Consider the following 19,527-nt stretch of genomic DNA (forward strand, 5'->3'; position numbering starts at 1 on the left):
AATGGGGAATGGGGAATGGGGAATGGGGAATGGGGAATGGGGAATGGGGAATGGGGAATGGGGAATGGGGAATGGGGAATGGGGAATGGGGAATGGGGAGATTTTTTATTGGCGATCTATCTCAATTTTTTCATCACTTATTCGATCTTTTTTACCACCAATTGAGTTTAGATAAGCATTGAGTTTTGGTGGCAATTCATCGATTATTGGTTGAATTTTTATGACTTGTTCATCTGCTAACAACTTTCGGGCATATGCCAATCTCAACCAACTGATTGTTTCATACAAAGAGCCTCTGGCAATTTTAACAAAACGCCGATTGTCTTGATGATTGTACCTGCCGCGTCCTTCTGCGATATTAGCACAAACACTATCGGCGGCTCGTACAATTTGGTTGCCCATAGTATCTTTCGTGAAATAATCCCATTGTTTGACAATAAACCAAACCTCATTTGCTAGCTTTTCAGCCAATTTGTAAACATCCAAATCCTCAAAATCAGGTCTTGCCATATCTACACCCCTCTATTACCAATCCCCAATTCCCAATCCCCCATTCCCTATTCCCTAGAGTATTTTTTCCAATCCGTAAACGAGCGATCGCAATTCCAGCACTTTTCGCACCGATAACAAAACTCCCGGCATATAACAAGCCCGATCGCTCGTATCGTGTCGTAAAGTATAAACTTGACCTGGCCCACCAAAAATTACCTCTTGATGGGCAATTAAACCGGGCAAACGGATGCTGTGAATCCGAATCCCTTCATCGGCCACCGAACCACGAGCTCCCGCTATTTTTTCAGTTTCCTCAACTTCGGGCACATTGAAAGTTTTTCCCAATTCTGCTAGCATTTGAGCAGTTTGAATCGCCGTGCCACTGGGAGCGTCGGCTTTTTGATTGTGGTGCAGCTCGATAATTTCTACGTGTTCAAAATACTGAGATGCGGTGACGGCTGCTTGTTGTAGCAAAACCATGCCGATCGAGAAATTGGGTATAATCAAACAGCCGATGCTGGCTTTGTCAGCGAATTCACCTAACTTATCAATTTGCTTGCTGCTCAATCCTGTAGTCCCAACTACTGGCCGTATACCATAAGCTATAGCCGATCGCACATTTTCATAAACAGACGAAGGGTGCGTAAAATCTACCATCACGCCTAATTGCTTTTCCTGAGATGCTAATACCAGCATTCCTTGCAAGTCGTCTGTTACCGGAACTTCTAACGGGCCGCATCCGGCTAATTCCCCCGCATCGGCGTTGAGGCACTCAGGAGAACGGTCTACAGCCCCAAATAAAGTCATGTCATCAGCATTTGCGATCGCCTTAATTACTTCGCGGCCCATCTTGCCACCAGCACCGTTAACAATCACCGGAATCGGAAGTTGATTCGCCATAATCTCAAAAATATCCTGAAACTTCGATCGACTAAATTTTAACGCTTGTGGGAATTTAGGGAAACAGGGGAATAAAAAACAGGACTTGTCGGCAAATCTTCAACAACCCGGTTTCCCCTCCCGAAATACTTGGCAAAATCGAGTAATTAACTTAAATAAACTCGGTTTCGGCACAATTTCTGAAAAAATTACACTCAATCTCATAATAAGCTCAATTCTGTGGAACAGACTTGTGCGAAGCGAATTTGCACCCATATATTTTTTCTGTGACTCCCAAATTCTCTCGAAATCTTCGTTCTGTACTGTCTGTCGCCACTGGCCTCGATCTGAGTTCTCCAGGCCGCCGGGTCAGAATTTTGCCTGCAATGCTGGCGGGTGCTACTGTAACGCTGCTGAATCTGGGAGTTCAACGGTTGGGATGGCTGCAAAGCTGGGAATTGGGCAGTTTTGACTCGTTAGTACGCTTGCAGCCCGATGCGGGCAGGGATCCGAGGCTGCTGATAGTGGGAATTTCCGAGGCAGATATTCAAGCTTTGGGGAGATTTCCGGTTTCCGACGGTGCGATCGCCCAAACCTTGACAAAATTGCAAAAGTACCAGCCAAAAGTCATCGGTTTGGACTTGTACCGAGATTTGCCGCAACCACCGGGACACGAAGAATTGCTGGTCAAGCTGAAAGCACCGAATGTAGTGGCGATCGCCAAAATGAGCGATGCAGAAAGTCCGGGAGTCCCGGCGCCCCAAGGAATACCGCGCGATCGAATCGGTTTTAACGACTTCGTGCTCGACGCTGACGGCGTGGTGCGCCGCCATTTACTCTCAGTCTCGCAAGCAAACAAGACTACTGTTTCGTCGTTTTCTCTGCAACTGGCTTTGCTGTATCTCAAAAACAGCGTGCAGCCCACAGATAGCCCTGTCCATCCCCACCAAATCAACTGGGGCAAAGCAGAATTTGTGCCTTTAAAATCTGACAGCGGCGGCTATGCAAATCTTGATGCCAGAGGCTACCAAATTCTGCTCAAATACCGTTCTGCCAATAATGTAGCGCGACAAGTCAGTATGTCGCAGGTATTGAAGGGGGAAATTGACCCAACCTGGATAAAGGACAAAATTGTGCTGATCGGAACGACAGCACCTAGTACCAGAGACGTGTTTCTGACGCCCTACAGTCCGGTTCAAAAACAAACTCCGAAAATGCCGGGGGTGATCCTGCACGCCCAAATGCTCAGCCAAATATTGAGTGCCGTTTTGGAGGGGCGATCGCTGTTTTGGATCTGGCCGCAATGGGCGGAAATTTTGTGGAACGCTTCTTGGGCTGTGCTTGGCGGGGTTGTGGCTTGGCGGATTGTGCACCCGGCGAGGGCAGCATTGGTTGGGGGTGCGCTGTTGATGGGGCTGTTGGGAATTAGTTTTGCGATTTTTATTGAGGGTGGGTGGGTGCCGCTGGTGTCGCCGGCTTTGGGTTTGGTGGTGACTGGTGTGGGCGTCAGCGCTTACAGGAAGCTTTACGATGCTTTTCACGACTGTCTGACGGGTTTGCCGAACCGGGATTTGTTTGTGGAATGTTTGGGGCGGGCGATCGCCCACAATAAAGGCCACCACAGCTATCTGTTTGCAGTGCTGTTTATTGATTTAGACCGATTTAAGGTAATTAATGATTCTCTAGGTCATTTGGTAGGGGACGAACTGTTGATGGCCGTGGTGCGGAGGCTGAGGGCAAGTATTGCTCGCGCGGATACTGTGGCGCGGGTGGGGGGTGACGATTTTGCGATTTTGGCGAGGAATGTCGATCTGGGGAATGCGATCGATTTGACCGATCGCATTCACCAAGCTTTAATTGTGCCTTTTGACGTGAGAGGGCAGGAGGTGTTTGTCACGGCGAGTATCGGAATTGCGGTGGGAGGCGAACCAACTACTACCACCCGGGAACAGCCGGAACACTTGCTGCGAGACGCCCACACGGCGATGTACCGGGCGAAGGCTTTGGGAACGGGAAGGTATCAGGTGTTTAATGCTTCGATGCACGATTTGGCGTTGGAGAGGTTGCGGTTGGAAACAGATTTACGGATGGCCCTGAAGCGTCGGGAGTTTTTGCTGCACTACCAGCCCTTTGTGTCTTTGGCTAGCGGGAGGATTATTGGGTTTGAGGCTTTGGTGCGCTGGCAGCACCCCCAGCGGGGCTTGATTTCGCCGGTCAAGTTTATTCCGGTGGCTGAGGAAACGGGGGCAATTGTGCAGCTTGGTGAGTGGGTGCTGGAGGAAGCTTGCCGGCAGTTGCGGCTGTGGGAGGAAATGTTTAATTTCGATCGCCCTTTGATTATGAGTGTAAATTTATCTGGGAAGCAGTTTGCTCAGCCGGATTTGGTCGATCGCATTCAGGCTATTTTGGCAGAAACGGGTTTGAGTGCCGAGAGTTTGAAGTTGGAGATTACTGAGAGTGTGGTGATGGATGATGTCGAATCGGCGATCGGGGTTTTGAAGCAGATGAAAGCCTTAAATGTCAAATTGGGAATTGATGATTTTGGCACTGGTTATTCGTCGTTGAGTTATTTGAGTCGGTTTCCTACGGATACTTTGAAGGTTGATAAGTCGTTTGTCGGGCTGATGGAGTTGGGTGAGGGAGAGAATGTGGCGATCGTCCGAACAATAGTCACCCTGGCCCACGCTTTGGGAATGGATGTGATTGCTGAGGGTGTGGAGACGGCGGCGCAATTAGCTAGGTTAAGGGCGATCGGCTGCGAATACGGCCAAGGTTATTTTTTTGCTAAGCCCTTACCCAGCGATGAAGCTACTGCTTTAATGGCTTCGGAGCCGCAGTGGTAGTTGTTAGTTATTAGTCATTAGTCAGCAGTCATTAGTCATTTAACGGGTGTATCTCAATGCAAGCGAATATATCCGTAGGGGCGAAGCATGACCTCCGTAAATATGAGATAATAACTAATAACTTATATGCGGTCATGCTTCGCCCTCTTCAAAAACCAGATGTACCCCATTTAACACTATTCGTTCGGAGGTAAGCACGATCGTGCCAGAATTATTTGATGCAGTCGAATTGTTAGTAACATTGCCTGAATCTAATTTACACCTAGGTGTTAGAGGGGCAATTGTAGATTGTTATGATGATGGAAATTACGAAGTAGAATTTAGCGATTGCTCTGGCGAAATGATAGCTTTATGTACTCTGTCTACGGAGCAGTTTTTAGTTGTTTGGAAGTCGAAAGAAAGGCATTGGTTGTCTGTATCTGAGCTATTAGCTGCGATGGTTGGACGTTTGTCAGACGAACGTCAGATAGAAGTTTTAGAGTTTGCACGTTCTTTGTCTGGGAGATAGCGAGTTGTTGTCAGGGCGATTGCTTATATCAAAAAGGATCTCGCCCTTCGCCCGTGAAAAAGCGATCGAGGGCGATCGACCTTTCGATGAAAAAAAGGGCGATCGACCTTTCCATGAAAAAAAGGGCGATCGCCCTGCTCTCTAATTCACAAGATAATCACTCAGAGTTTTTAGTAAGCGTTGATGTCGCTCTGAGGAAATAGCTCCAATAGAACCGATAATTTGATTGCGAGGTAATACAGCAAGGAAACCTAACCGAATCAAGGATTGAGACCGTAAACCGCTGGCAGCAAAGTCTGAGTCAGAGGGGGAAATAATATCGTCAAAACCTGGAACCTGTTGATTTAGTTGGGTACTAACACCACACACTAAAAAATCTCTATAAGGTGGGAGTTCCCTCAGAAGGATGGCTGGACGATTTTTAGTTGTCCCGTCAGCTTGGGGTATTGGGGTGAGAACAACATCAGCTTCCTGCATAGTCAGGATTTAGTGTTTTAATTGCATTGCTCGGGTAATCATCGTCCTGACTGTAAGCATTGTTTAGTTGATGCCTTGACAACCACAACCAGGCTTCGCGTTCTGCTAATTGTTCCGGGAGGACTGTGACAATTAGTTTTATGTTTGGTTCAAGCTTATAGGGTTCATCTAGCTGAATAGATTGCCCATCAAAATGTGCTGACAAAGAAATAAGCTTCATGGCTTGGATATCTTGAAGGCGAGTGCTTTTACTAAGTTTATCATATTTTGACGTTCTAGGGACACAGGCTTTGACCCGTTTTTCTACGATTAATTTGCTCCATTCCTTAGAAAAATGATCGCCCCTCCTCGAACCAAAAAGCGAGATTCCTCGGTCGAGAAAAGCGATCGACCTTTCCATCCCACTCATAGCGATCGCCCCTCTCCATCCACAAGACCGATCGCCCTTTCCATATAGCCAAAAATAGGCAAAAAGCGATCGCACTTTTTGACTTATTCCAAAAGGGCGATCGCCTTTTATTTCCGCTTCCGAAATAAAGGGCAATGGCGAGATATTCAGTTTGTATTGCACTATTGCACCAGTGTATACTAGATTAGAGGGGTGTTTTGAGCTAGTTTATGCCACAGATATCTACCATAATGTCGTTAAAGCCGCTCTCATTAAAGACGGCTGGACAATTACTCACGATCCTTTCACTATTAGATTTGAAGACTTGACTGTTTACGCGGATCTAGGAGCCGAAAAATTAATTGCCGCCGAGAGGAGTGAGCGAAAAATTGCTGTTGAGGTGAAGGTATTTATCAGTCCTTCCCCAGTGACCGATCTCGAACGAGCCGTTGGACAATACTATCTATATTCGAGTTTTATGGCACGGCTGGAGCCCGATCGTACTCTATATCTTGCCATTCCGAAACGCACGTATGAAAACTTTTTTCAGCGTCCGTCGATTCAGTAATTTGTTAAAGAACGACAATTCCCTTTGATTGTTTTCAATCCCGACTTAGAGGAGATTGTACTATGGAAAAGTTGACTCAGTATCGATCGATTGCGCGAGAAGTAATCGACGAATATGCCCGATATAAACCTAGTTTCGGGCAGAGCGATATGTCGGCGGTTTATGATAGCGATCGCGACCATTATTTGCTGGTTAGTTTTGGATGGAATGGCGATCGGCGAGTTCACAGCACTATCGTGCATCTGCGAATTTTCGAGGGCAAACTCTGGATTGAACGAGATGAAACTGAGGAGGGGGTGACTCAGGATTTGCTGGATCGAGGGGTTTTTCAAAAAGATATTGTGCTGGCTTTTTACCATTATGAAGACCGGAAGTTGACTGATTTTGCAATTGCTTGAGGTAAAGGGCGAGATCCCTTGGTTGAGAAAAAGGGGTAAAGAGCGATCGCACGTTTTGACTAATTCCAAAAGGGCGATCGCCAATCGACTGACGGTAATAGTTGTATAATAGACAAAGTAGGCAAGCACAAAAAGTGAAAACCGATGTCACAGGCAATCCTCAACCAAATTGTCAATCAGCTTGAAATGCTGGAAATTTTAGAGTTACAGGAACTCGATCGGGCGATCGGGAAATATCTAGCCCAGAAACAGCAAGCTACTCAACAAAATCAAAAATTTGCTAAAAAAAGGCAATTATTTCGAGAGTGGGATGCCATTTCTGATGAGGAAGCTGCGGTACTAAAATCTGAGTTTGCGGCAGAAGATTTAGAGTTGGCAGAAGTTGCCTTAAGTGATTATATGCTGAGACTTCAGCAACAGGATCAAATCTGATGCTAGGAGATGTTTATTTAGCCGATTTGAATCCTTCGAGAGGGTCAGAACAAGCAGGAATTAGACCAGTCATTATTGTACAGCGAGATACATTAGACCGCTTTACTACAACAGTAGTCGTCATTCCGGTAACAAGTAATCTGCGACGTGCTAAAATACCAGGGACAATTATTTTGCCGACTGGTGAAGGTGGTTTACCACAAGATTCAGTCGTGCTTTGCTATCAAATAGTAGCGATAGATCGAGAGCGATTAATCAAAAAAATGGGCACTCTTTCAGCAGATTATGTATCAAGATTACAGGTGGCATTGCAGTATACATTGCAAATGGATGAATTTGAGAATGTAGAAGAATAGAATGAGTTGAAGTAAGCGCGTGCGAAGCTATCCCGTAGGGAATCGCACTTTTTGACTTATTCCAAAAGGGCGATCGCTTATCTGCGCTTACAAGCAAGGCGATCCTGCTATAATTGGCTAAAGTTGCTGATGTTGAGCCAGAGGAGGCAGAGGAATCTGCGCGATGAGCTGCTAATCTCAAGGATGCTATAATAGATAGGAGTTACGCATGACCTCAATTAGTATATTTTTCTAGGTAAATGAGATGAACGCTAAAGAATTACTCCTTAAGGAAGTAGAGAATATTCCAGAATTTATATTAGAAGAAGTTTGGAATTTCCTGCAATTCCTCAAATTAAAATACAATAAAGATAAGTTAGAAGCAAGCCTGCTCAGTGAATCTTCTTTGGAAAAAGACTGGTTAAAGTTAGAAGAGGATGAAGCATGGCAGAATTTGTAAAAGGTGATGTAGTAGTTGTTCCATTCCCATTTTCAGATTTAACACAAGCCAAGCGCCGACCGGCTCTAGTAATCGCAACTTTGGCAGGAGACGATATAATTCTTTGTCAGATTACTAGCCAAAAGATCGCCGATCGCTATGCTATCACTCTTGAAAGTAGTGATTTTAGCGAGGGCGGACTTAACCAAATTAGCAACATTAGACCTAATCGCTTGTTTACCGCAGATCGAGGAATTATACTTTATAAAGCCGGTCAGCTTAAAACTGAAAAGTTAAACGAGGCGATCGCTAAGATTGTTGAAATTATTCAGCAGTAATTCTCTATTGTCAAGCGTTCCCTCTGCTTAAAATACTGTTTGACTATGTTGTGTTGTGCGATCGCCATTTTGGGCTGGAAAGAGCGATCGCACGTTTTGACTCCTTCCAAAAGGGCGATCGCTGGTTTGGCATCTGGTATAGATGAAGGGCGATCGCGCCATCTTCCCGCAGCCAAAAATGTTAAATAACAAAATTGGATAATTTTTGTTATTATGGAGGGTAGTAGTTGACTCAAATAGGTGACTCAACATCATGAATATATCCTTAACTCCTGAACTAGAGCAGTTTGTTCAATCAACAGTCAAAAACGGTAGGTACTCATCTGCTTCTGAAGTGATTCTGGCTGGATTACGATTGCTAAAAGAACGGGAAATTTTAGTTGTTTTGAATCCGGTTTCGTCAGAGGGTAAGCAGAAACCCAGCTATGATTTCTCTGATTTGGTAGGGCGATTAACTTGGCAGGGAGATGCAGTAACAATGCAGAGGAATCTACGCGATGAGTGGTAATCGCTATGTGTTGGATACGAATGCGATCGTTGCTTTGCTTCAAGGGAATATTCAACTCATTGAATTACTTAAAGATGCCGATTGGCTGGGAGTTTCAGTAATTAGCCAAATTGAGTTTCTGGTATTTCCTGGGCTGACTAAAGACGATCGTCAGATTTTTGAGCAGTTTCTGCAACGAGTGGAGGTTCTGGGTTTAGGGGCTATGGATGCTATTTTGCTCTCTGAAAATCATTGAAATTCGCCAGCAACATCGCTTGAAACTGCCGGATGCGGTTATTGCAGCAATGGCAATCCAAAATTCAGCAACTTTGGTGACAGCCGATCGAGAGTTTGCAAAGGTAACAAGTTTAACTGTAATTAATTGGTAGAGATTGCCAACGATCGCCCTCTCCATCCCAAACAAGCGATCGCACGTTTTGACTTATTCCAAAAGGGCGATCGCACGTTTGGCATCTGGTATAGATGAAGGGCGATCGCTCTTCCCTGCAAAAATATTCGTAACCAAAAGGGCGATCGGGCCGACGTTGAGTTGAGGAGATAGATCGCCCTTTTTTGAGAAAGAGAAGGAAAGGACGATCGGTCATCTGCAATCGCAAGCATCGCACTTTTTGACTTATTCCAAAGGGACGAGTGCACTTTTCAGGCGGGGGAGAAAGTGCGCTCGCCCTTTTAGTCCATAAACACCAAACAGCAATCGGATCTCAATCTAAGGAAAATTAATCAACCGTGTTCTGCGGCAAAATTGATTCCTTTATAGTTAGCAACCATGTCATCATCACTCCAACCTTCAGGATCTTGACCAAACCATGATTCAACCAGATCGTTAAACTCTTTAGCACGAGTTATGATAGCTGCTGCTGGATGACCTTTTGTGTAGCGGTGATAAGCACTGTGAGCAAAGTGTCTGACTTTATCCCAACCATTTTTCTTGTCTGTGCCAACAAGCTTGGTGTAGTGATTTTGAAAGTCCCATCCAAACTTTCCATCGGAGATATCTCTCAAATCTTCAAAAGCTTTTAACTTATTGCCACCATTTTTATTTAATGCAAGTTGGAACAGATAACGGCAGATTTGGTCATAGTAGTCCACGGGAAAGTTAGCTCCATACCTTTTTTTATCCTCATACAAGCGTTTGACCCCAGCCAGAATTAGATGATGGTCAGATTTAACACGAATGCTTCCTAGAGGAACTGGGCCAACAAAACTTTCTGGGTAAACATAGACTTCTGAATTTGCTATCGGCGTAGAGGATGGTTTTGGAGTAACGGAAACACCAGGCCCAGGTTGATAACTCACAGGCAAATAAATCGACTGACCTGGTTTGATCGATTGTGCTTCCGCTGCGGTAAATGTACTACCATCAGCTTTCTTAATTTCCGTCCAACGGTTAGCATTCCCCAGTTCTCGCTGAGCGATCGCCGATAACGTATCACCACTACGCACAACATACTGCCGCTGCTGTCCAGGCTTTGCCGGAGGTGCATTATAGGAATTAGTCTGAGCATTTTCTAGTCGGACAAACGACACTCCAGCATATTGAGCCGGCGTCAGAATTCGTTCCTTAATTCCACTACCTGTCGGCCAATTTGCCTCAGTAATCCGAACCCGTCCATCGGGATAAACCTCTTCCAAAAAGGCAACGTGACCCACACTTCCAGCCCCTTTAGTATTAGGCGGCCAAACCACTAAACCCCGCGCCCCAGCAGTTGGTGTAGAAGTAACAGGCAAACCTACCTTCAAAGCATCGTTCTTCCACAGCCCAGCATTACCCAGGAACAAAGCATTTTTCTTGACATCTGGGGGTAACAATCCTGTTTCCAGCATCCGTCCATAGGCATACCAAGTGCATTGCCCCTGCCAGCGGTAGGCAAAAGGATTAACCGCCCCATTCCGATAGTTAGCTGAATTAGAGTTAATCGGAACTTGCGGGATAGGTTTGGGAACCGGTGCTGGTGTAGGAGTTGGTGTTGGTTTGGGAGCTGGTGCTGGTGTGGGAGTTGGTGTAGGCTTGGGAGCTGGTGTCGGAGTTGGCGTAGGCTTGGGAGCCGGTGCAGGTGTCGGAGCTGGTGTTGGTTTGGGAGCCGGTGCTGGTGTCGGAGTTGGCGTAGGCTTGGGAGCTGGTGTCGGAGTTGGTGCTGGTATTGAGCCAACATTCTGAATGTACAAAGCCGACATATACCCGCTACCATTAGCCAGACGATACCAAGTGTTACTGCTACCAAGTCCGCTTGTATCCGTAACCATTCCACCTTGAACGGGCCCATCTAAGAATTCTAGTTGAGTACCAGGAGTTATTTTGGCAACTTCCGCCGAGCTAGTATTAGGCTGAGAACGTATTCTCAACCACCCAGTCACCTTGACATCACCAACATTATTGATTCTTCCGTTGAAATTAACTGCCCTTTCACTAGGCGTTACCTTTCCTTCACCACTCCAAGTATCAGGAACGACTGTTGCCGGAATTTCGTACACTTCCGGCTGCGTTTTCTTCGCCAAATCCACCGCCGCCAACGTATTCAAAAATCCAAAACCCGTCTCATCATCCCATCCAACCGGCCCCAAATCCCTCGCCGTAGACTTCAAAATCTCCATCACTTGGCGATAGTTCAAAGCAGGATTTGCCGCCCAAACCAAAGAAGCCGCCCCCGCAACTTTAGCAGTCGCCACCGAAGTCCCCGCCATCGTCCCCAAATCATTTCCGACAGTCGATAAACCGGGGTGTTCAGTCGTGCCACCATCCGCCACAATATCCAAACCGCGGCCATAACTAGAATAGATCGATCGCCCGTTAATATCCCCAGCCCCAACCGTAAAAATATTGTCAAACTCCTGAGAAGCTTGACCCAAAACCGACATCACACCGCCGTCGTTACCCGCCGCCACTACCAGCATTACGCCATTTTGCCGCGCATATTCGATCGCACTTCTTTCTGCGGTCGTCAACTCATAGCGCGTTGTCACACTTCCGTCAGCATTCTTCTGAGTCAAATCCAAACTGAGATTGGCGATCGCATTTTTCTGTCCCGAAGCCTTCGCAGCATCCACAAACTCTACCAAAGAATCCGCCCATCTCCCAGAATCGATCGCCCTTCCCACCCACTTCGGCGCAGTCTTATTAATTGCATCAATAATCCCCAACATAAAAGTACCGTGCTCGCTACCTTCCCCAGCTTTCAGCAACGGATTATCATCCCCGCCGACATAATCGCGGCCCTTCTTGATATTCCCGTAATTCAAATAAGGACTATCCGCACTCACACCCGTATCAATACTTCCCAGCAACGGCTGATTAGCCAAAGGAAAATTTAGCAATTGACGGATTGCATTCGGATTGTTAGGATTTGGCGAATGGGGATCGACGGGAATTAAAGCAATCGGCAAAGTCTCAAACGCACCGCCCGGATTGTAAGGAGTTTGAGTCGCAATCCCATCATGGTACAAACCCAGCGGGTCAAAATCAATCAGCGGTGGTAAATTATTGGTTGGCGCAGAAGGAGCGATCGGGCAAACACCGCTATCAGCCAAGAAATTCGGTAAATCTAAATCAGGTAGCGACAAAGAACCGAATAACTGATGCAGCGGATTCAAATCATCCAGCCATCCCCCAACACCCGCACTCGGAGTTACAATTCTTTCCAACACATGACTGCGGGATTTTTTGCGGCCTTTGCGTTTCGGTGAATTCCCAAAACCTTGAGCCTCTTTGCGTTTTTTGCCACCCAAATTTAGCCAACCCATAATCTTTCCACCTTGATTAATATGAATTTCGATCGCACGAACTCGATCGAATGCCTCCCGCATTCAACCAAAATCGTTACTTGACAAAAATCTGTAAGTAATAATCTGAAAATTTCTGTTTGTTTGAAAAACTACGCAAAGTTAACAAATTTTACGTATTGGCGATCGCTTCACATCTGCCGCGCTTTGCTAACGGTCTCGTTGGCGATTGAGCTCATACTTTGTCAATGCTTAATTTTTCGGTTTTTCTTGCTTCTTCACGGTTATCCTACACCAAAAACCCTCTTTCGATTGTAAAGTTTGTGTAAAGTTTTTTTGCCAACTTAAATTAGGACTGACTCCGAAACCTGGTTTTTACGAAAATATGGAATCGCAGCCTTTAAAATCGATAAAAAACCCGGTTTCCGGCCGCCAGCGCTACATTCCAAAAATAGTTAGAATTTGCCCTTGCTTTTTTTATGATTTCTGATAATATGAACCGAGAGGTGAAATTTGGAATGAGGTCTGAAGCCCTAGCAAATATCACCAAAGCTTCTTCAAAAACTACTCTCCCGTTTCCCTGCTTCTTTGAAACAGGGCACATATTGCTTGGAAAATTTATGTTTTCAGCAAGATTTAGGGCGATCGCACTTTTGCTCTCTAAAAAAAGAGGGACAACAAAAGCCGTCCTCCTCAAAGTCCCCCTTTTTAAGGGGGATTTAGGGGGATCTGAATTTAACGGGGAAAGGGGAAATTTGAAAACAGGCGCTAGGGGCGATCGATCTTTTAGCCTACCAAGGCATAATTCTTATTTAGTCGATCGCACTTTGTCAGCCAAAGTAACAATATGCTATGGAACTCAAATCAGCGGTGCAGTGGATAGCTCATCCAGACGGTCATTGGATACTTCGCAATCCCGAAGACATGACTTTCATGGAAGTTGACGACTTTGACAAACAGGTAATCTTGCAACTAGGCAAACAACCCGTAACTAACACTCTCGCTGAATACAACATCGATTTAGAAGATGTGCAAAATCTGTTGAGAAGCTTAGCACAAACGGGAATGCTAGAAGGCACAAAAGCCCCGAAAGCCAAATTCAATCTTCTATCTTTCACAATTCCCCTAGTCAATCCCGATGTCTGGCTGTCGCAGCACATCGACAAATTGCGCTGGATTTGGACGTGGGAGTTTGGGTTTTTCCTGTGCGCTTTCATCGCATCTTCCGCAGCAGCTTGGTTTGGTTCCTCGGCGGAAGTTGTTGTCTCGCACCAGCAGTTGTGGACAGCCGGAAAAATTGAGACTATTATCACATTTGTGTTGCTGACAATCCTGGTAATATCTTTGCACGAACTCGGTCATGCTTTCACGCTCAAACATTACGGCGGTATTGTTAAAGAAATTGGATTGTTATTTATGTGTTTCATTCCTGGATGTTATACAGATACTAGCGACCAATACAGTTTAGTCAAGCGAAAACAGCGGGTTTTAGTCGTGGCTGCGGGAGTTTTGATTCAAGTAACAATTTGGGCGTTTGCTGTTTGGGTTTGGCTGTTTTCGCAGTCGAATCCTGTCTGTCATCAAATTAGTTATTTATTGATGGTGGCGGCTTTGCTGACTGTAGCAATTAATTTGAATCCCCTCAACCGATTTGATGGTTATTATTTGTTAGTGGCAGGAACTGGCATTAACAATCTGCGTCAAAAGTCGTTTGATTTTTATATGGATTTATTGCGGAGGGAGGAGATTGAGGCAGAATCAAGTGATAGATTGGTTTTGGCAGCTTATGCGCCTTTGAGTATCATTTATACTGTTTTTGCTTTGAGTTATTTAATCTCCTTGCTGGGAAACTGGGTTTTGCGGGTTTGGAGTTTTTAACCGCAGATTAATCACGGGCGAGACGCCCGTACCACAAAATGTTGTTGATTTTTTTAGTTAGGGGTTTACTGATATGAATGTTTGTCAAAGGTTGGGAATTGTTGGCGGAAGTTTGAGTTTTGCGGTTGTTAGTCAATGTTTTTCCGTAGAAGCTGCTACTCTGAGTCAAACTTATACTGTGAATCTGGATTCGCAGCCGTTAAATAGCAGTACGAATGTGGTTTTGCCGAAGTTTAATTCGCTGTTGGGTACTCTGTTGAAGGCTTATGTTACGGTTAAGTCTACTGTTAATAATAGTGTCAGCATTACTCCTTTGACTGGAGATTTTACGGGAACGGCAGCAACTAATGCTAATATTGCTGTGAATATTCGGCTGTTGAAAACTGACCCGAATTTGACTTTGAGTGTTTTGGCTAGTCCGCCGGAAACGAAGATTGCTAGCGGTGGTACGGGAAGTGTTAGCGGTTTTGGTTCTGGTAGCGTGTCGAAAAGTTATGATTTGCCGCAGTTTTTGAGTGCTTTAACTGGCTGCGATGGTGATACTTTTACTGCTGGTGTGGCGACAACTGGTTTAACTCAAATTCTGGGGAGTCCTGCTAGAGGTAGTTTTGGCGGTAAGGTGTCGGCGGATATTGCTGCTAGTGTAACTTATGAGTATGAACCTGTGCCGGAACCGATGACGGTGGCTGGTACGTTTGTGGCGGCGGGAATGGGTTTATTGTGGAAGAAAAGACGAACAAAAAGATAAGAAGACCTAGCGGTTAAAATTACGTTATTTTCTTCAGTCTGCGGAGGCAGACTTTGTTCGTGTAGACGCGGTTTCAACCGCCGTCTGCATCTGTTTTGGGTAACTTCAAGCGATCGATAAATGCGATAATTAATCTCAGGGAAGATGCGATCTATCTCCTGAACCTTCTCCAGCCAGCCAGAATCGACTTTGCCTTCTTTAACTTGCAAACTTCCGGGATTTTTGATGTTAAATGGATAAAGGTCAAAAATATTTTTACTGTCAACACTACCTGTGTAGGTTTTGCTGTCAGTCAATGCCCCGATGTTAAGTTCAGCCATGTGTACCCCTGAAAAATAGTTGCTGGAAAATGCCCTCAAATATATATCTGTGGGAACTTGAGGTTTTTATGCAAAATCCGGAAAAGCGTTACATTAGTTTACATTAGGGTTGCGCGATCGCCCTTCTTCTACCATCTACCCTGAGTTAACATCGGTGGTAACTTTGCTGCAAACTCTTGTGGGGTGGGCATCCTGCCCGCCCAAATTTGTCATGTAAATGCCGCAAATCTTAGTTGCGCTTGGGTTTTGCAGAAACAGACTTACGCATTTACCAAAGAAACCGGGTTTTTGGCGGAGTCTGTGCACTGCGATCGAGTATTCTCGAAAAAATCCGGTTTCTGACCACTCCTGCGTCCAAGATTATAAAATTGAAAGTCGATCGGAGGTAAGTGCGATCGTGCGCTATCATCGGAACAATTTTTGGTAGTTTGGCTGACGCAAGAAAGGCGTTGGTTATCTGGGAGATAGCGAGTTGTTGTCAGGGTGATAGTTTTTTTACAGTTCAGTTACATTGTCAAGGGCAATAATTAGTATTTCATTCGGCTTAGGACTAAAATGAAATCTTAAAGTCCCCGTTGCGGAAAATATTTCAAACTTTAAGATAATATCTTGAGTTAAACTTGGTTCAATTATTATTGGATTATCAAGAGCAAGTTGAAATTTATTTTGATCTTCATCTCTTATATAAAAGTGACCGCTGTCATTGTTAACTAAATAGGTAATGTTTTTGTCATTGAGAATACTAACACTCAACTTTATTATTCCACAGTTGTGCTGAACAGCATTAACCGTGATACTAATATCGCTAATTTTCTGTGTTTCGTTAATAACTCCATAGGTTACAGGATTCAAATCTAAAAGCTTTATGACTAACTTGTCTACAGTGGTATAAGGATTTAATTCATAGATTTTATGATCGCAAGCAGCTAAATTTTGTGCCATCTTCATCCGTAACCATGCTGAATTTTCAATAGCTGTTTTAGTCAGGCTTTTAAGTCTAGAATAAATTAAAATATCTGCTTTTTTAGCATAGCCTGTAAAATAATCTGATTGTTCCAAGTAATCAATAACATTTTAGGACTTAGGGAAAGCAGTTCGATACTGTTCGTAATGCAATAAAATCCAATGCTCAAAGGCAATACTTGAAAAAGCAAGATTCACACCATGTTTCTTGGCTTCTGAAAATGCTTGTTCGTGTTTGGTATAACCATCTTTATCAAAAACTGCCCAAACTTCATCATAATTATTTATTTCTTGTTTGGCGAGTTTGACCAGATTCATCGCATCTGTTTTAATAGATTCACCTTCTTTTTTTGCTGCTTTGATTTGGTCTTCTTCACTTGGATAAACTTTGACCGCATATTTCTCAAACACATCATCTTGTTGAGCAATCTCCTCAAAGTAAATTCGTTCTGTATTAGTTCCTTCACATACTATGTAGATCGACTGCTTTAACTGTTTTCGTTTATTCTCTCTTTTTTTATTCATCACCAAACATAAATTCAACTTCTTTAATATTAGGTTGACCACCAAATTTACCTTGCATATACCATTGGTCAAAAGGTTCATCACCTTTTACCTTGTCAAAGTCTTGGGCAGAAAAGAGTTGTGTTTCACCATATTTATTTTTTTCGGTAAACCATATTTGGTCTTTTCTTAACAATTCTCGATCGAGCAATGTAGTTTCATGGCTAGCAAAAATTAGTTGGGCATTACGGGGATTAGTTGACGGATGGTGAAATAACTTAATTAAAAACTTACACAGTTTGGGATGTAAACTATTATCTAATTCATCAATAACTAGAATATGACCTTCATTTAAAATAAATAAAATTAGAGTGCCAATAGTATAAAGTGTCATAGTTCCTATTGATTCTTCATGAAAAAATGAAAATTCACTTTCACCAGTAAACACATTATTTTTAAATGTTTTGTGAACTGCAAATACCTCATATTTATCACTCATTATTAAATTTTTAATATCCTCTGGCATCTCTTCATCAAATTCAGAAGTCATTGATTTTTCCTCAATATTAATTCTATCGATATGAGTGTCGGCAATTTGGATGAGCTTACTTAATTTCTTTTTCAGTTTTTCATCTCCTTGTAATGATTGGTTGACATGACGTATTAATGATTTTTTTGTTTGATTATCATAGGCTGGGAAAAAAGCATAGGTTTTTAAGTATTCATAGATTTTTTGCATTTGTTCATGTTCTTCACGAGCGACTTTTGATAAATAAGGATATTTAGTTAAAGCTTTATTTGAAAAAGAGCGCTTGTCTTGAAAATAATCACCGCGTTTGACCTCATTTTTTGTACGAATGAATAAGTTTGACTTTCTTTTTTTAGGGTAAAAATCTAGCTGTTCGTGATGAACTTCTCGACTATCAAAAGCAATTTGATAGTCATACATAATTCCTTCAAGAATAAAACTCAGCTTAAAAATAGAAGGCTGGCTTAATCGCGATTCATCTAACTTAAATGGTTCGTAATAAGGAATTTTATGATCGACATCAATATTGAGAGTCTGAATATAGGAAATAAGTCTATGTAAAGCCTTGAGAATATTTGATTTACCAGAAGCATTGGCTCCATAGATCGCAGCCGAGTTAAGCAATCGCAGTTTATTGCCTTCGATCGGCACAAAAGTATTCTCATTCTTCCTGCTGGAAGAGTCTGCAATCATACTTAATGTTTGCTCTTCTTTAATTGACCTAAAGTTAGTGACTGAAAAATCAATTAACATAGAGGAACTCAACTTTTAATTAGATAGAATCACTCAGCCAATATCTGCCAATGAAATAGATAGATAAATATCTCAATAATTATAACTCTTGACGGACTTTACAAGATATTATATGAGTGTATGAGCTTTTGTAAACCGACTCGGCATGACGATCGCCAACCTTCGATCGACTAATGTACCCCTGTATGTCACAATAGAGGACTGTCATTAGAGTAAAGAATTTATTGTGAGTCCTACTGCCGAAGTCAGCAATAACCTAAATGCGGGCGCTCTGCCAACCGTTACCGCTACCCCAGCCCGCCGCGCTGTTTTTCCCTTCACTGCGATTGTTGGCCAGGAAGAGATGAAACTGGCGCTGCTTTTGAATGTCATCGATCCCAAAATTGGCGGAGTGATGATTATGGGCGATCGCGGTACAGGCAAATCTACCACAATCCGCGCCCTCACAGATTTACTGCCAGAAATTGAAGTCGTGGCTGACGATCCTTTTAACAGCCATCCCACCGATCCAGATTTGATGAGCGATGAAGTGCGCGATCGCACTTTGCATCACGGTACAATGCCGATCGCCCGCAAAAAAGTACAAATGGTAGACTTGCCACTCGGCGCTACCGAAGACAGAGTGTGCGGTACGATCGACATTGAGAAAGCTTTGTCCGAAGGAGTTAAAGCTTTTGAACCAGGCCTTTTAGCTAAAGCTAACCGCGGCATTCTTTACGTCGATGAAGTCAATTTGCTCGACGATCACTTAGTCGATGTTTTGCTCGACTCCGCCGCCAGCGGTTGGAATACAGTTGAAAGAGAAGGGATTTCAATCCGCCACCCAGCTAAGTTTATTTTAATTGGTTCCGGGAATCCAGAAGAAGGAGAATTGCGGCCGCAATTGCTTGACAGATTTGGAATGCACGCAGAAATTCGCACTGTAAAAGATCCTAATCTGAGAGTAGAAATTGTCGAACAACGATCGAGTTTTGACCAAGATCCGCCCGAGTTTCTCGCCAAATATCAGCACCAACAAGACGATATGCAGCAGAAATTGGTGGAAGCCCAAGAAAGATTAAAATCCGTAAATCTCGATCGCGATTTGCGAGTAAAAATTTCCCAAGTCTGCGCCGAATTGGACGTAGACGGGCTACGAGGCGATTTGGTCACAAATCGGGCCGCGAAAGCTTACGCCGCCTTAGAATGCCGAACAGAAGTCACTGTGGACGATATTCGCAAGGTAATGACTCTGTGTTTGCGCCACCGATTGCGGAAAGACCCGCTCGAATCCATAGATTCCGGCTATAAAGTGACTAAAGTGTTCGATCGAGTATTCGGCCTAGAAACAACCGAAGGTTAGAGCATCGATGGCCAAGAGTAGTATCTTAACAAATGGAACCTCTGCGAGTCGGCTTTAAATTCTGATAAACCCTGACGGTGTTACGCTGCACAACCCTGGACAAACAGGGCATACGCGATAGCAATACTCTCACTATTGATAGAGAGAGCAAAGGAGCCGTCCCTCAAA

General features: G+C 44.0%; 25 protein-coding genes and 1 pseudogene. 16 read left to right on the forward strand and 10 right to left on the reverse strand.

Features of this window, described 5'->3' with window-relative positions; all coding sequences use genetic code 11:
- Positions 1 to 105 precede the first annotated feature (105 nt).
- Together JGK36_RS27260 and dapB are read right to left on the reverse strand one after the other, a co-directional pair.
- Entirely contained in the window at positions 106 to 510 is a 405-nt protein-coding gene (locus JGK36_RS27260) for a four helix bundle protein (RefSeq protein ID WP_293177471.1), read from the reverse strand.
- A gap of 54 nt (positions 511 to 564) precedes the next feature.
- Positions 565 to 1,392 (reverse strand): 4-hydroxy-tetrahydrodipicolinate reductase, encoded by an 828-nt coding sequence (gene dapB / locus JGK36_RS27265; protein WP_293191854.1) that lies wholly within the window; start codon positions 1,390 to 1,392, stop codon positions 565 to 567.
- Positions 1,393 to 1,658: 266 nt separating this feature from the next.
- Between dapB and JGK36_RS27270 the strand changes: the two genes are divergently transcribed.
- The 3 genes from JGK36_RS27270 to JGK36_RS27280 all read left to right on the forward strand — a co-directional run bounded on the left by JGK36_RS27270 (position 1,659) and on the right by JGK36_RS27280 (position 4,867).
- A complete protein-coding gene (locus JGK36_RS27270) occupies positions 1,659 to 4,214 on the forward strand; it encodes an EAL domain-containing protein (RefSeq protein ID WP_293177465.1) in 2,556 nt (851 codons plus the stop codon).
- A 202-nt stretch (positions 4,215 to 4,416) separates the two neighbouring features.
- On the forward strand, positions 4,417 to 4,722 hold the full coding sequence (locus tag JGK36_RS27275) for a DUF4926 domain-containing protein (RefSeq protein WP_293198669.1): 306 nt from the start codon (positions 4,417 to 4,419) through the stop codon (positions 4,720 to 4,722).
- A 19-nt stretch (positions 4,723 to 4,741) separates the two neighbouring features.
- The gene (locus JGK36_RS27280) at positions 4,742 to 4,867 is read left to right on the forward strand and encodes a hypothetical protein (RefSeq protein WP_293198671.1); all 126 of its coding nucleotides are present in this window, start codon (positions 4,742 to 4,744) and stop codon (positions 4,865 to 4,867) included.
- On the opposite strand, the gene JGK36_RS27285 is transcribed toward JGK36_RS27280, so the two are convergent.
- Both JGK36_RS27285 and JGK36_RS27290 read right to left on the reverse strand, forming a co-directional pair.
- Positions 4,864 to 5,199, reverse strand: coding sequence for a type II toxin-antitoxin system PemK/MazF family toxin (locus JGK36_RS27285; protein WP_293198673.1), 336 nt, complete (start codon positions 5,197 to 5,199; stop codon positions 4,864 to 4,866). The genes JGK36_RS27280 and JGK36_RS27285 overlap by 4 nt on opposite strands.
- The gene (locus JGK36_RS27290; RefSeq protein WP_293198676.1) at positions 5,186 to 5,770 is read right to left on the reverse strand and encodes a hypothetical protein; all 585 of its coding nucleotides are present in this window, start codon (positions 5,768 to 5,770) and stop codon (positions 5,186 to 5,188) included. The genes JGK36_RS27285 and JGK36_RS27290 overlap by 14 nt, the downstream gene beginning before the upstream one ends.
- 10 nt (positions 5,771 to 5,780) lie before the next feature.
- Here JGK36_RS27290 and JGK36_RS27295 point away from each other — a divergent pair, with 10 nt between their 5' ends.
- From JGK36_RS27295 to JGK36_RS27340, 10 genes are all read left to right on the forward strand, one after another.
- Complete coding sequence (locus JGK36_RS27295) at positions 5,781 to 6,155, forward strand: element excision factor XisH family protein (RefSeq protein WP_293198679.1); 375 nt, start codon at positions 5,781 to 5,783, stop codon at positions 6,153 to 6,155.
- 62 nt (positions 6,156 to 6,217) lie between these two features.
- Positions 6,218 to 6,553 carry a XisI protein gene (locus JGK36_RS27300; protein WP_293191866.1) on the forward strand — a complete coding sequence of 112 codons (336 nt, stop codon included), beginning with the start codon at positions 6,218 to 6,220 and terminating at the stop codon, positions 6,551 to 6,553.
- A 144-nt stretch (positions 6,554 to 6,697) separates the two neighbouring features.
- Positions 6,698 to 6,985, forward strand: coding sequence for a hypothetical protein (locus JGK36_RS27305; RefSeq protein ID WP_293198681.1), 288 nt, complete (start codon positions 6,698 to 6,700; stop codon positions 6,983 to 6,985).
- Positions 6,985 to 7,341 (forward strand): type II toxin-antitoxin system PemK/MazF family toxin, encoded by a 357-nt coding sequence (locus tag JGK36_RS27310; RefSeq protein WP_293198683.1) that lies wholly within the window; start codon positions 6,985 to 6,987, stop codon positions 7,339 to 7,341. The genes JGK36_RS27305 and JGK36_RS27310 overlap by 1 nt, the downstream gene beginning before the upstream one ends.
- Before the next feature lie 244 nt (positions 7,342 to 7,585).
- Positions 7,586 to 7,780 (forward strand): DUF2281 domain-containing protein, encoded by a 195-nt coding sequence (locus JGK36_RS27315; RefSeq protein WP_194012388.1) that lies wholly within the window; start codon positions 7,586 to 7,588, stop codon positions 7,778 to 7,780.
- Positions 7,765 to 8,097 (forward strand): type II toxin-antitoxin system PemK/MazF family toxin, encoded by a 333-nt coding sequence (locus tag JGK36_RS27320; RefSeq protein ID WP_293177389.1) that lies wholly within the window; start codon positions 7,765 to 7,767, stop codon positions 8,095 to 8,097. Before JGK36_RS27315 ends, JGK36_RS27320 begins: the two co-directional genes overlap by 16 nt.
- 39 nt (positions 8,098 to 8,136) lie before the next feature.
- Positions 8,137 to 8,286 carry a hypothetical protein gene (locus JGK36_RS27325; RefSeq protein WP_293198685.1) on the forward strand — a complete coding sequence of 50 codons (150 nt, stop codon included), beginning with the start codon at positions 8,137 to 8,139 and terminating at the stop codon, positions 8,284 to 8,286.
- Between the two features lie 64 nt (positions 8,287 to 8,350).
- Positions 8,351 to 8,605 carry a type II toxin-antitoxin system ParD family antitoxin gene (locus JGK36_RS27330; RefSeq protein WP_293198687.1) on the forward strand — a complete coding sequence of 85 codons (255 nt, stop codon included), beginning with the start codon at positions 8,351 to 8,353 and terminating at the stop codon, positions 8,603 to 8,605.
- Entirely contained in the window at positions 8,595 to 8,840 is a 246-nt protein-coding gene (locus JGK36_RS27335; protein WP_293198689.1) for a twitching motility protein PilT, read from the forward strand. Before JGK36_RS27330 ends, JGK36_RS27335 begins: the two co-directional genes overlap by 11 nt.
- Positions 8,812 to 8,973, forward strand: coding sequence for a PIN domain-containing protein (locus JGK36_RS27340; RefSeq protein ID WP_293198691.1), 162 nt, complete (start codon positions 8,812 to 8,814; stop codon positions 8,971 to 8,973). Before JGK36_RS27335 ends, JGK36_RS27340 begins: the two co-directional genes overlap by 29 nt.
- Here the strand turns inward: JGK36_RS27340 and JGK36_RS27345 are convergent.
- Together JGK36_RS27345 and JGK36_RS27350 are read right to left on the reverse strand one after the other, a co-directional pair.
- Positions 8,963 to 9,205, reverse strand: a complete 243-nt coding sequence (locus tag JGK36_RS27345) for a hypothetical protein (protein ID WP_293177377.1) — start codon at positions 9,203 to 9,205, stop codon at positions 8,963 to 8,965. The two genes, JGK36_RS27340 and JGK36_RS27345, sit on opposite strands and share 11 nt — an antisense overlap.
- 120 nt (positions 9,206 to 9,325) lie before the next feature.
- Positions 9,326 to 12,406 (reverse strand): S8 family serine peptidase, encoded by a 3,081-nt coding sequence (locus JGK36_RS27350; RefSeq protein WP_293198693.1) that lies wholly within the window; start codon positions 12,404 to 12,406, stop codon positions 9,326 to 9,328.
- 768 nt (positions 12,407 to 13,174) lie between these two features.
- Between JGK36_RS27350 and JGK36_RS27355 the strand changes: the two genes are divergently transcribed.
- Together JGK36_RS27355 and JGK36_RS27360 are read left to right on the forward strand one after the other, a co-directional pair.
- Positions 13,175 to 14,200, forward strand: coding sequence for a site-2 protease family protein (locus JGK36_RS27355; RefSeq protein ID WP_293198695.1), 1,026 nt, complete (start codon positions 13,175 to 13,177; stop codon positions 14,198 to 14,200).
- 73 nt (positions 14,201 to 14,273) lie between these two features.
- Positions 14,274 to 14,948, forward strand: coding sequence for a PEP-CTERM sorting domain-containing protein (locus JGK36_RS27360; protein WP_293177368.1), 675 nt, complete (start codon positions 14,274 to 14,276; stop codon positions 14,946 to 14,948).
- Between the two features lie 107 nt (positions 14,949 to 15,055).
- On the opposite strand, the pseudogene JGK36_RS27365 reads toward JGK36_RS27360, so the two are convergent.
- The 4 genes and pseudogenes from JGK36_RS27365 to JGK36_RS27380 form a co-directional block, all read right to left on the reverse strand.
- Positions 15,056 to 15,151, reverse strand: a pseudogene (locus JGK36_RS27365) (1,4-alpha-glucan branching protein domain-containing protein); the annotation flags it as partial.
- Between the two features lie 612 nt (positions 15,152 to 15,763).
- Positions 15,764 to 16,327 (reverse strand): hypothetical protein, encoded by a 564-nt coding sequence (locus JGK36_RS27370; protein WP_293177365.1) that lies wholly within the window; start codon positions 16,325 to 16,327, stop codon positions 15,764 to 15,766.
- A 15-nt stretch (positions 16,328 to 16,342) separates the two neighbouring features.
- Positions 16,343 to 16,756 (reverse strand): RloB family protein, encoded by a 414-nt coding sequence (locus JGK36_RS27375; protein ID WP_293177796.1) that lies wholly within the window; start codon positions 16,754 to 16,756, stop codon positions 16,343 to 16,345.
- Entirely contained in the window at positions 16,749 to 18,017 is a 1,269-nt protein-coding gene (locus JGK36_RS27380; RefSeq protein ID WP_293191874.1) for an ATP/GTP-binding protein, read from the reverse strand. The genes JGK36_RS27375 and JGK36_RS27380 overlap by 8 nt, the downstream gene beginning before the upstream one ends.
- Positions 18,018 to 18,288: 271 nt before the next feature.
- Here JGK36_RS27380 and bchI point away from each other — a divergent pair, with 271 nt between their 5' ends.
- Positions 18,289 to 19,359 carry a magnesium chelatase ATPase subunit I gene (gene bchI, locus JGK36_RS27385; protein WP_293177793.1) on the forward strand — a complete coding sequence of 357 codons (1,071 nt, stop codon included), beginning with the start codon at positions 18,289 to 18,291 and terminating at the stop codon, positions 19,357 to 19,359.
- Positions 19,360 to 19,527: the final 168 nt, after the last annotated feature.

The sequence above is a fragment of the Microcoleus sp. PH2017_35_SFW_U_B genome (assembly GCF_020737865.1).
GTDB lineage: Bacteria > Cyanobacteriota > Cyanobacteriia > Cyanobacteriales > Microcoleaceae > Microcoleus.

What these genes read in the sequence shown, in the direction of transcription:
- JGK36_RS27285 (WP_293198673.1), bottom strand. Translation starts at nt 5,199, where the DNA reads ATGCAGGAAGCTGATGTTGTTCTCACCCCAATACCCCAAGCTGACGGG.
- JGK36_RS27350 (WP_293198693.1), bottom strand. Translation starts at nt 12,406, where the DNA reads ATGCGGGAGGCATTCGATCGAGTTCGTGCGATCGAAATTCATATTAAT.
- JGK36_RS27260 (WP_293177471.1), bottom strand. Translation starts at nt 510, where the DNA reads ATGGCAAGACCTGATTTTGAGGATTTGGATGTTTACAAATTGGCTGAA.
- JGK36_RS27340 (WP_293198691.1), top strand. Translation starts at nt 8,812, where the DNA reads ATGCTATTTTGCTCTCTGAAAATCATTGAAATTCGCCAGCAACATCGC.
- dapB (WP_293191854.1), bottom strand. Translation starts at nt 1,392, where the DNA reads ATGGCGAATCAACTTCCGATTCCGGTGATTGTTAACGGTGCTGGTGGC.
- JGK36_RS27320 (WP_293177389.1), top strand. Translation starts at nt 7,765, where the DNA reads ATGGCAGAATTTGTAAAAGGTGATGTAGTAGTTGTTCCATTCCCATTT.
- JGK36_RS27330 (WP_293198687.1), top strand. Translation starts at nt 8,351, where the DNA reads ATGAATATATCCTTAACTCCTGAACTAGAGCAGTTTGTTCAATCAACA.
- JGK36_RS27345 (WP_293177377.1), bottom strand. Translation starts at nt 9,205, where the DNA reads ATGCTTGCGATTGCAGATGACCGATCGTCCTTTCCTTCTCTTTCTCAA.
- JGK36_RS27300 (WP_293191866.1), top strand. Translation starts at nt 6,218, where the DNA reads ATGGAAAAGTTGACTCAGTATCGATCGATTGCGCGAGAAGTAATCGAC.
- JGK36_RS27315 (WP_194012388.1), top strand. Translation starts at nt 7,586, where the DNA reads ATGAACGCTAAAGAATTACTCCTTAAGGAAGTAGAGAATATTCCAGAA.
- JGK36_RS27355 (WP_293198695.1), top strand. Translation starts at nt 13,175, where the DNA reads ATGGAACTCAAATCAGCGGTGCAGTGGATAGCTCATCCAGACGGTCAT.
- JGK36_RS27335 (WP_293198689.1), top strand. Translation starts at nt 8,595, where the DNA reads ATGAGTGGTAATCGCTATGTGTTGGATACGAATGCGATCGTTGCTTTG.
- JGK36_RS27380 (WP_293191874.1), bottom strand. Translation starts at nt 18,017, where the DNA reads ATGTTAATTGATTTTTCAGTCACTAACTTTAGGTCAATTAAAGAAGAG.
- JGK36_RS27310 (WP_293198683.1), top strand. Translation starts at nt 6,985, where the DNA reads ATGCTAGGAGATGTTTATTTAGCCGATTTGAATCCTTCGAGAGGGTCA.
- JGK36_RS27305 (WP_293198681.1), top strand. Translation starts at nt 6,698, where the DNA reads ATGTCACAGGCAATCCTCAACCAAATTGTCAATCAGCTTGAAATGCTG.
- JGK36_RS27360 (WP_293177368.1), top strand. Translation starts at nt 14,274, where the DNA reads ATGAATGTTTGTCAAAGGTTGGGAATTGTTGGCGGAAGTTTGAGTTTT.
- JGK36_RS27375 (WP_293177796.1), bottom strand. Translation starts at nt 16,756, where the DNA reads ATGAATAAAAAAAGAGAGAATAAACGAAAACAGTTAAAGCAGTCGATC.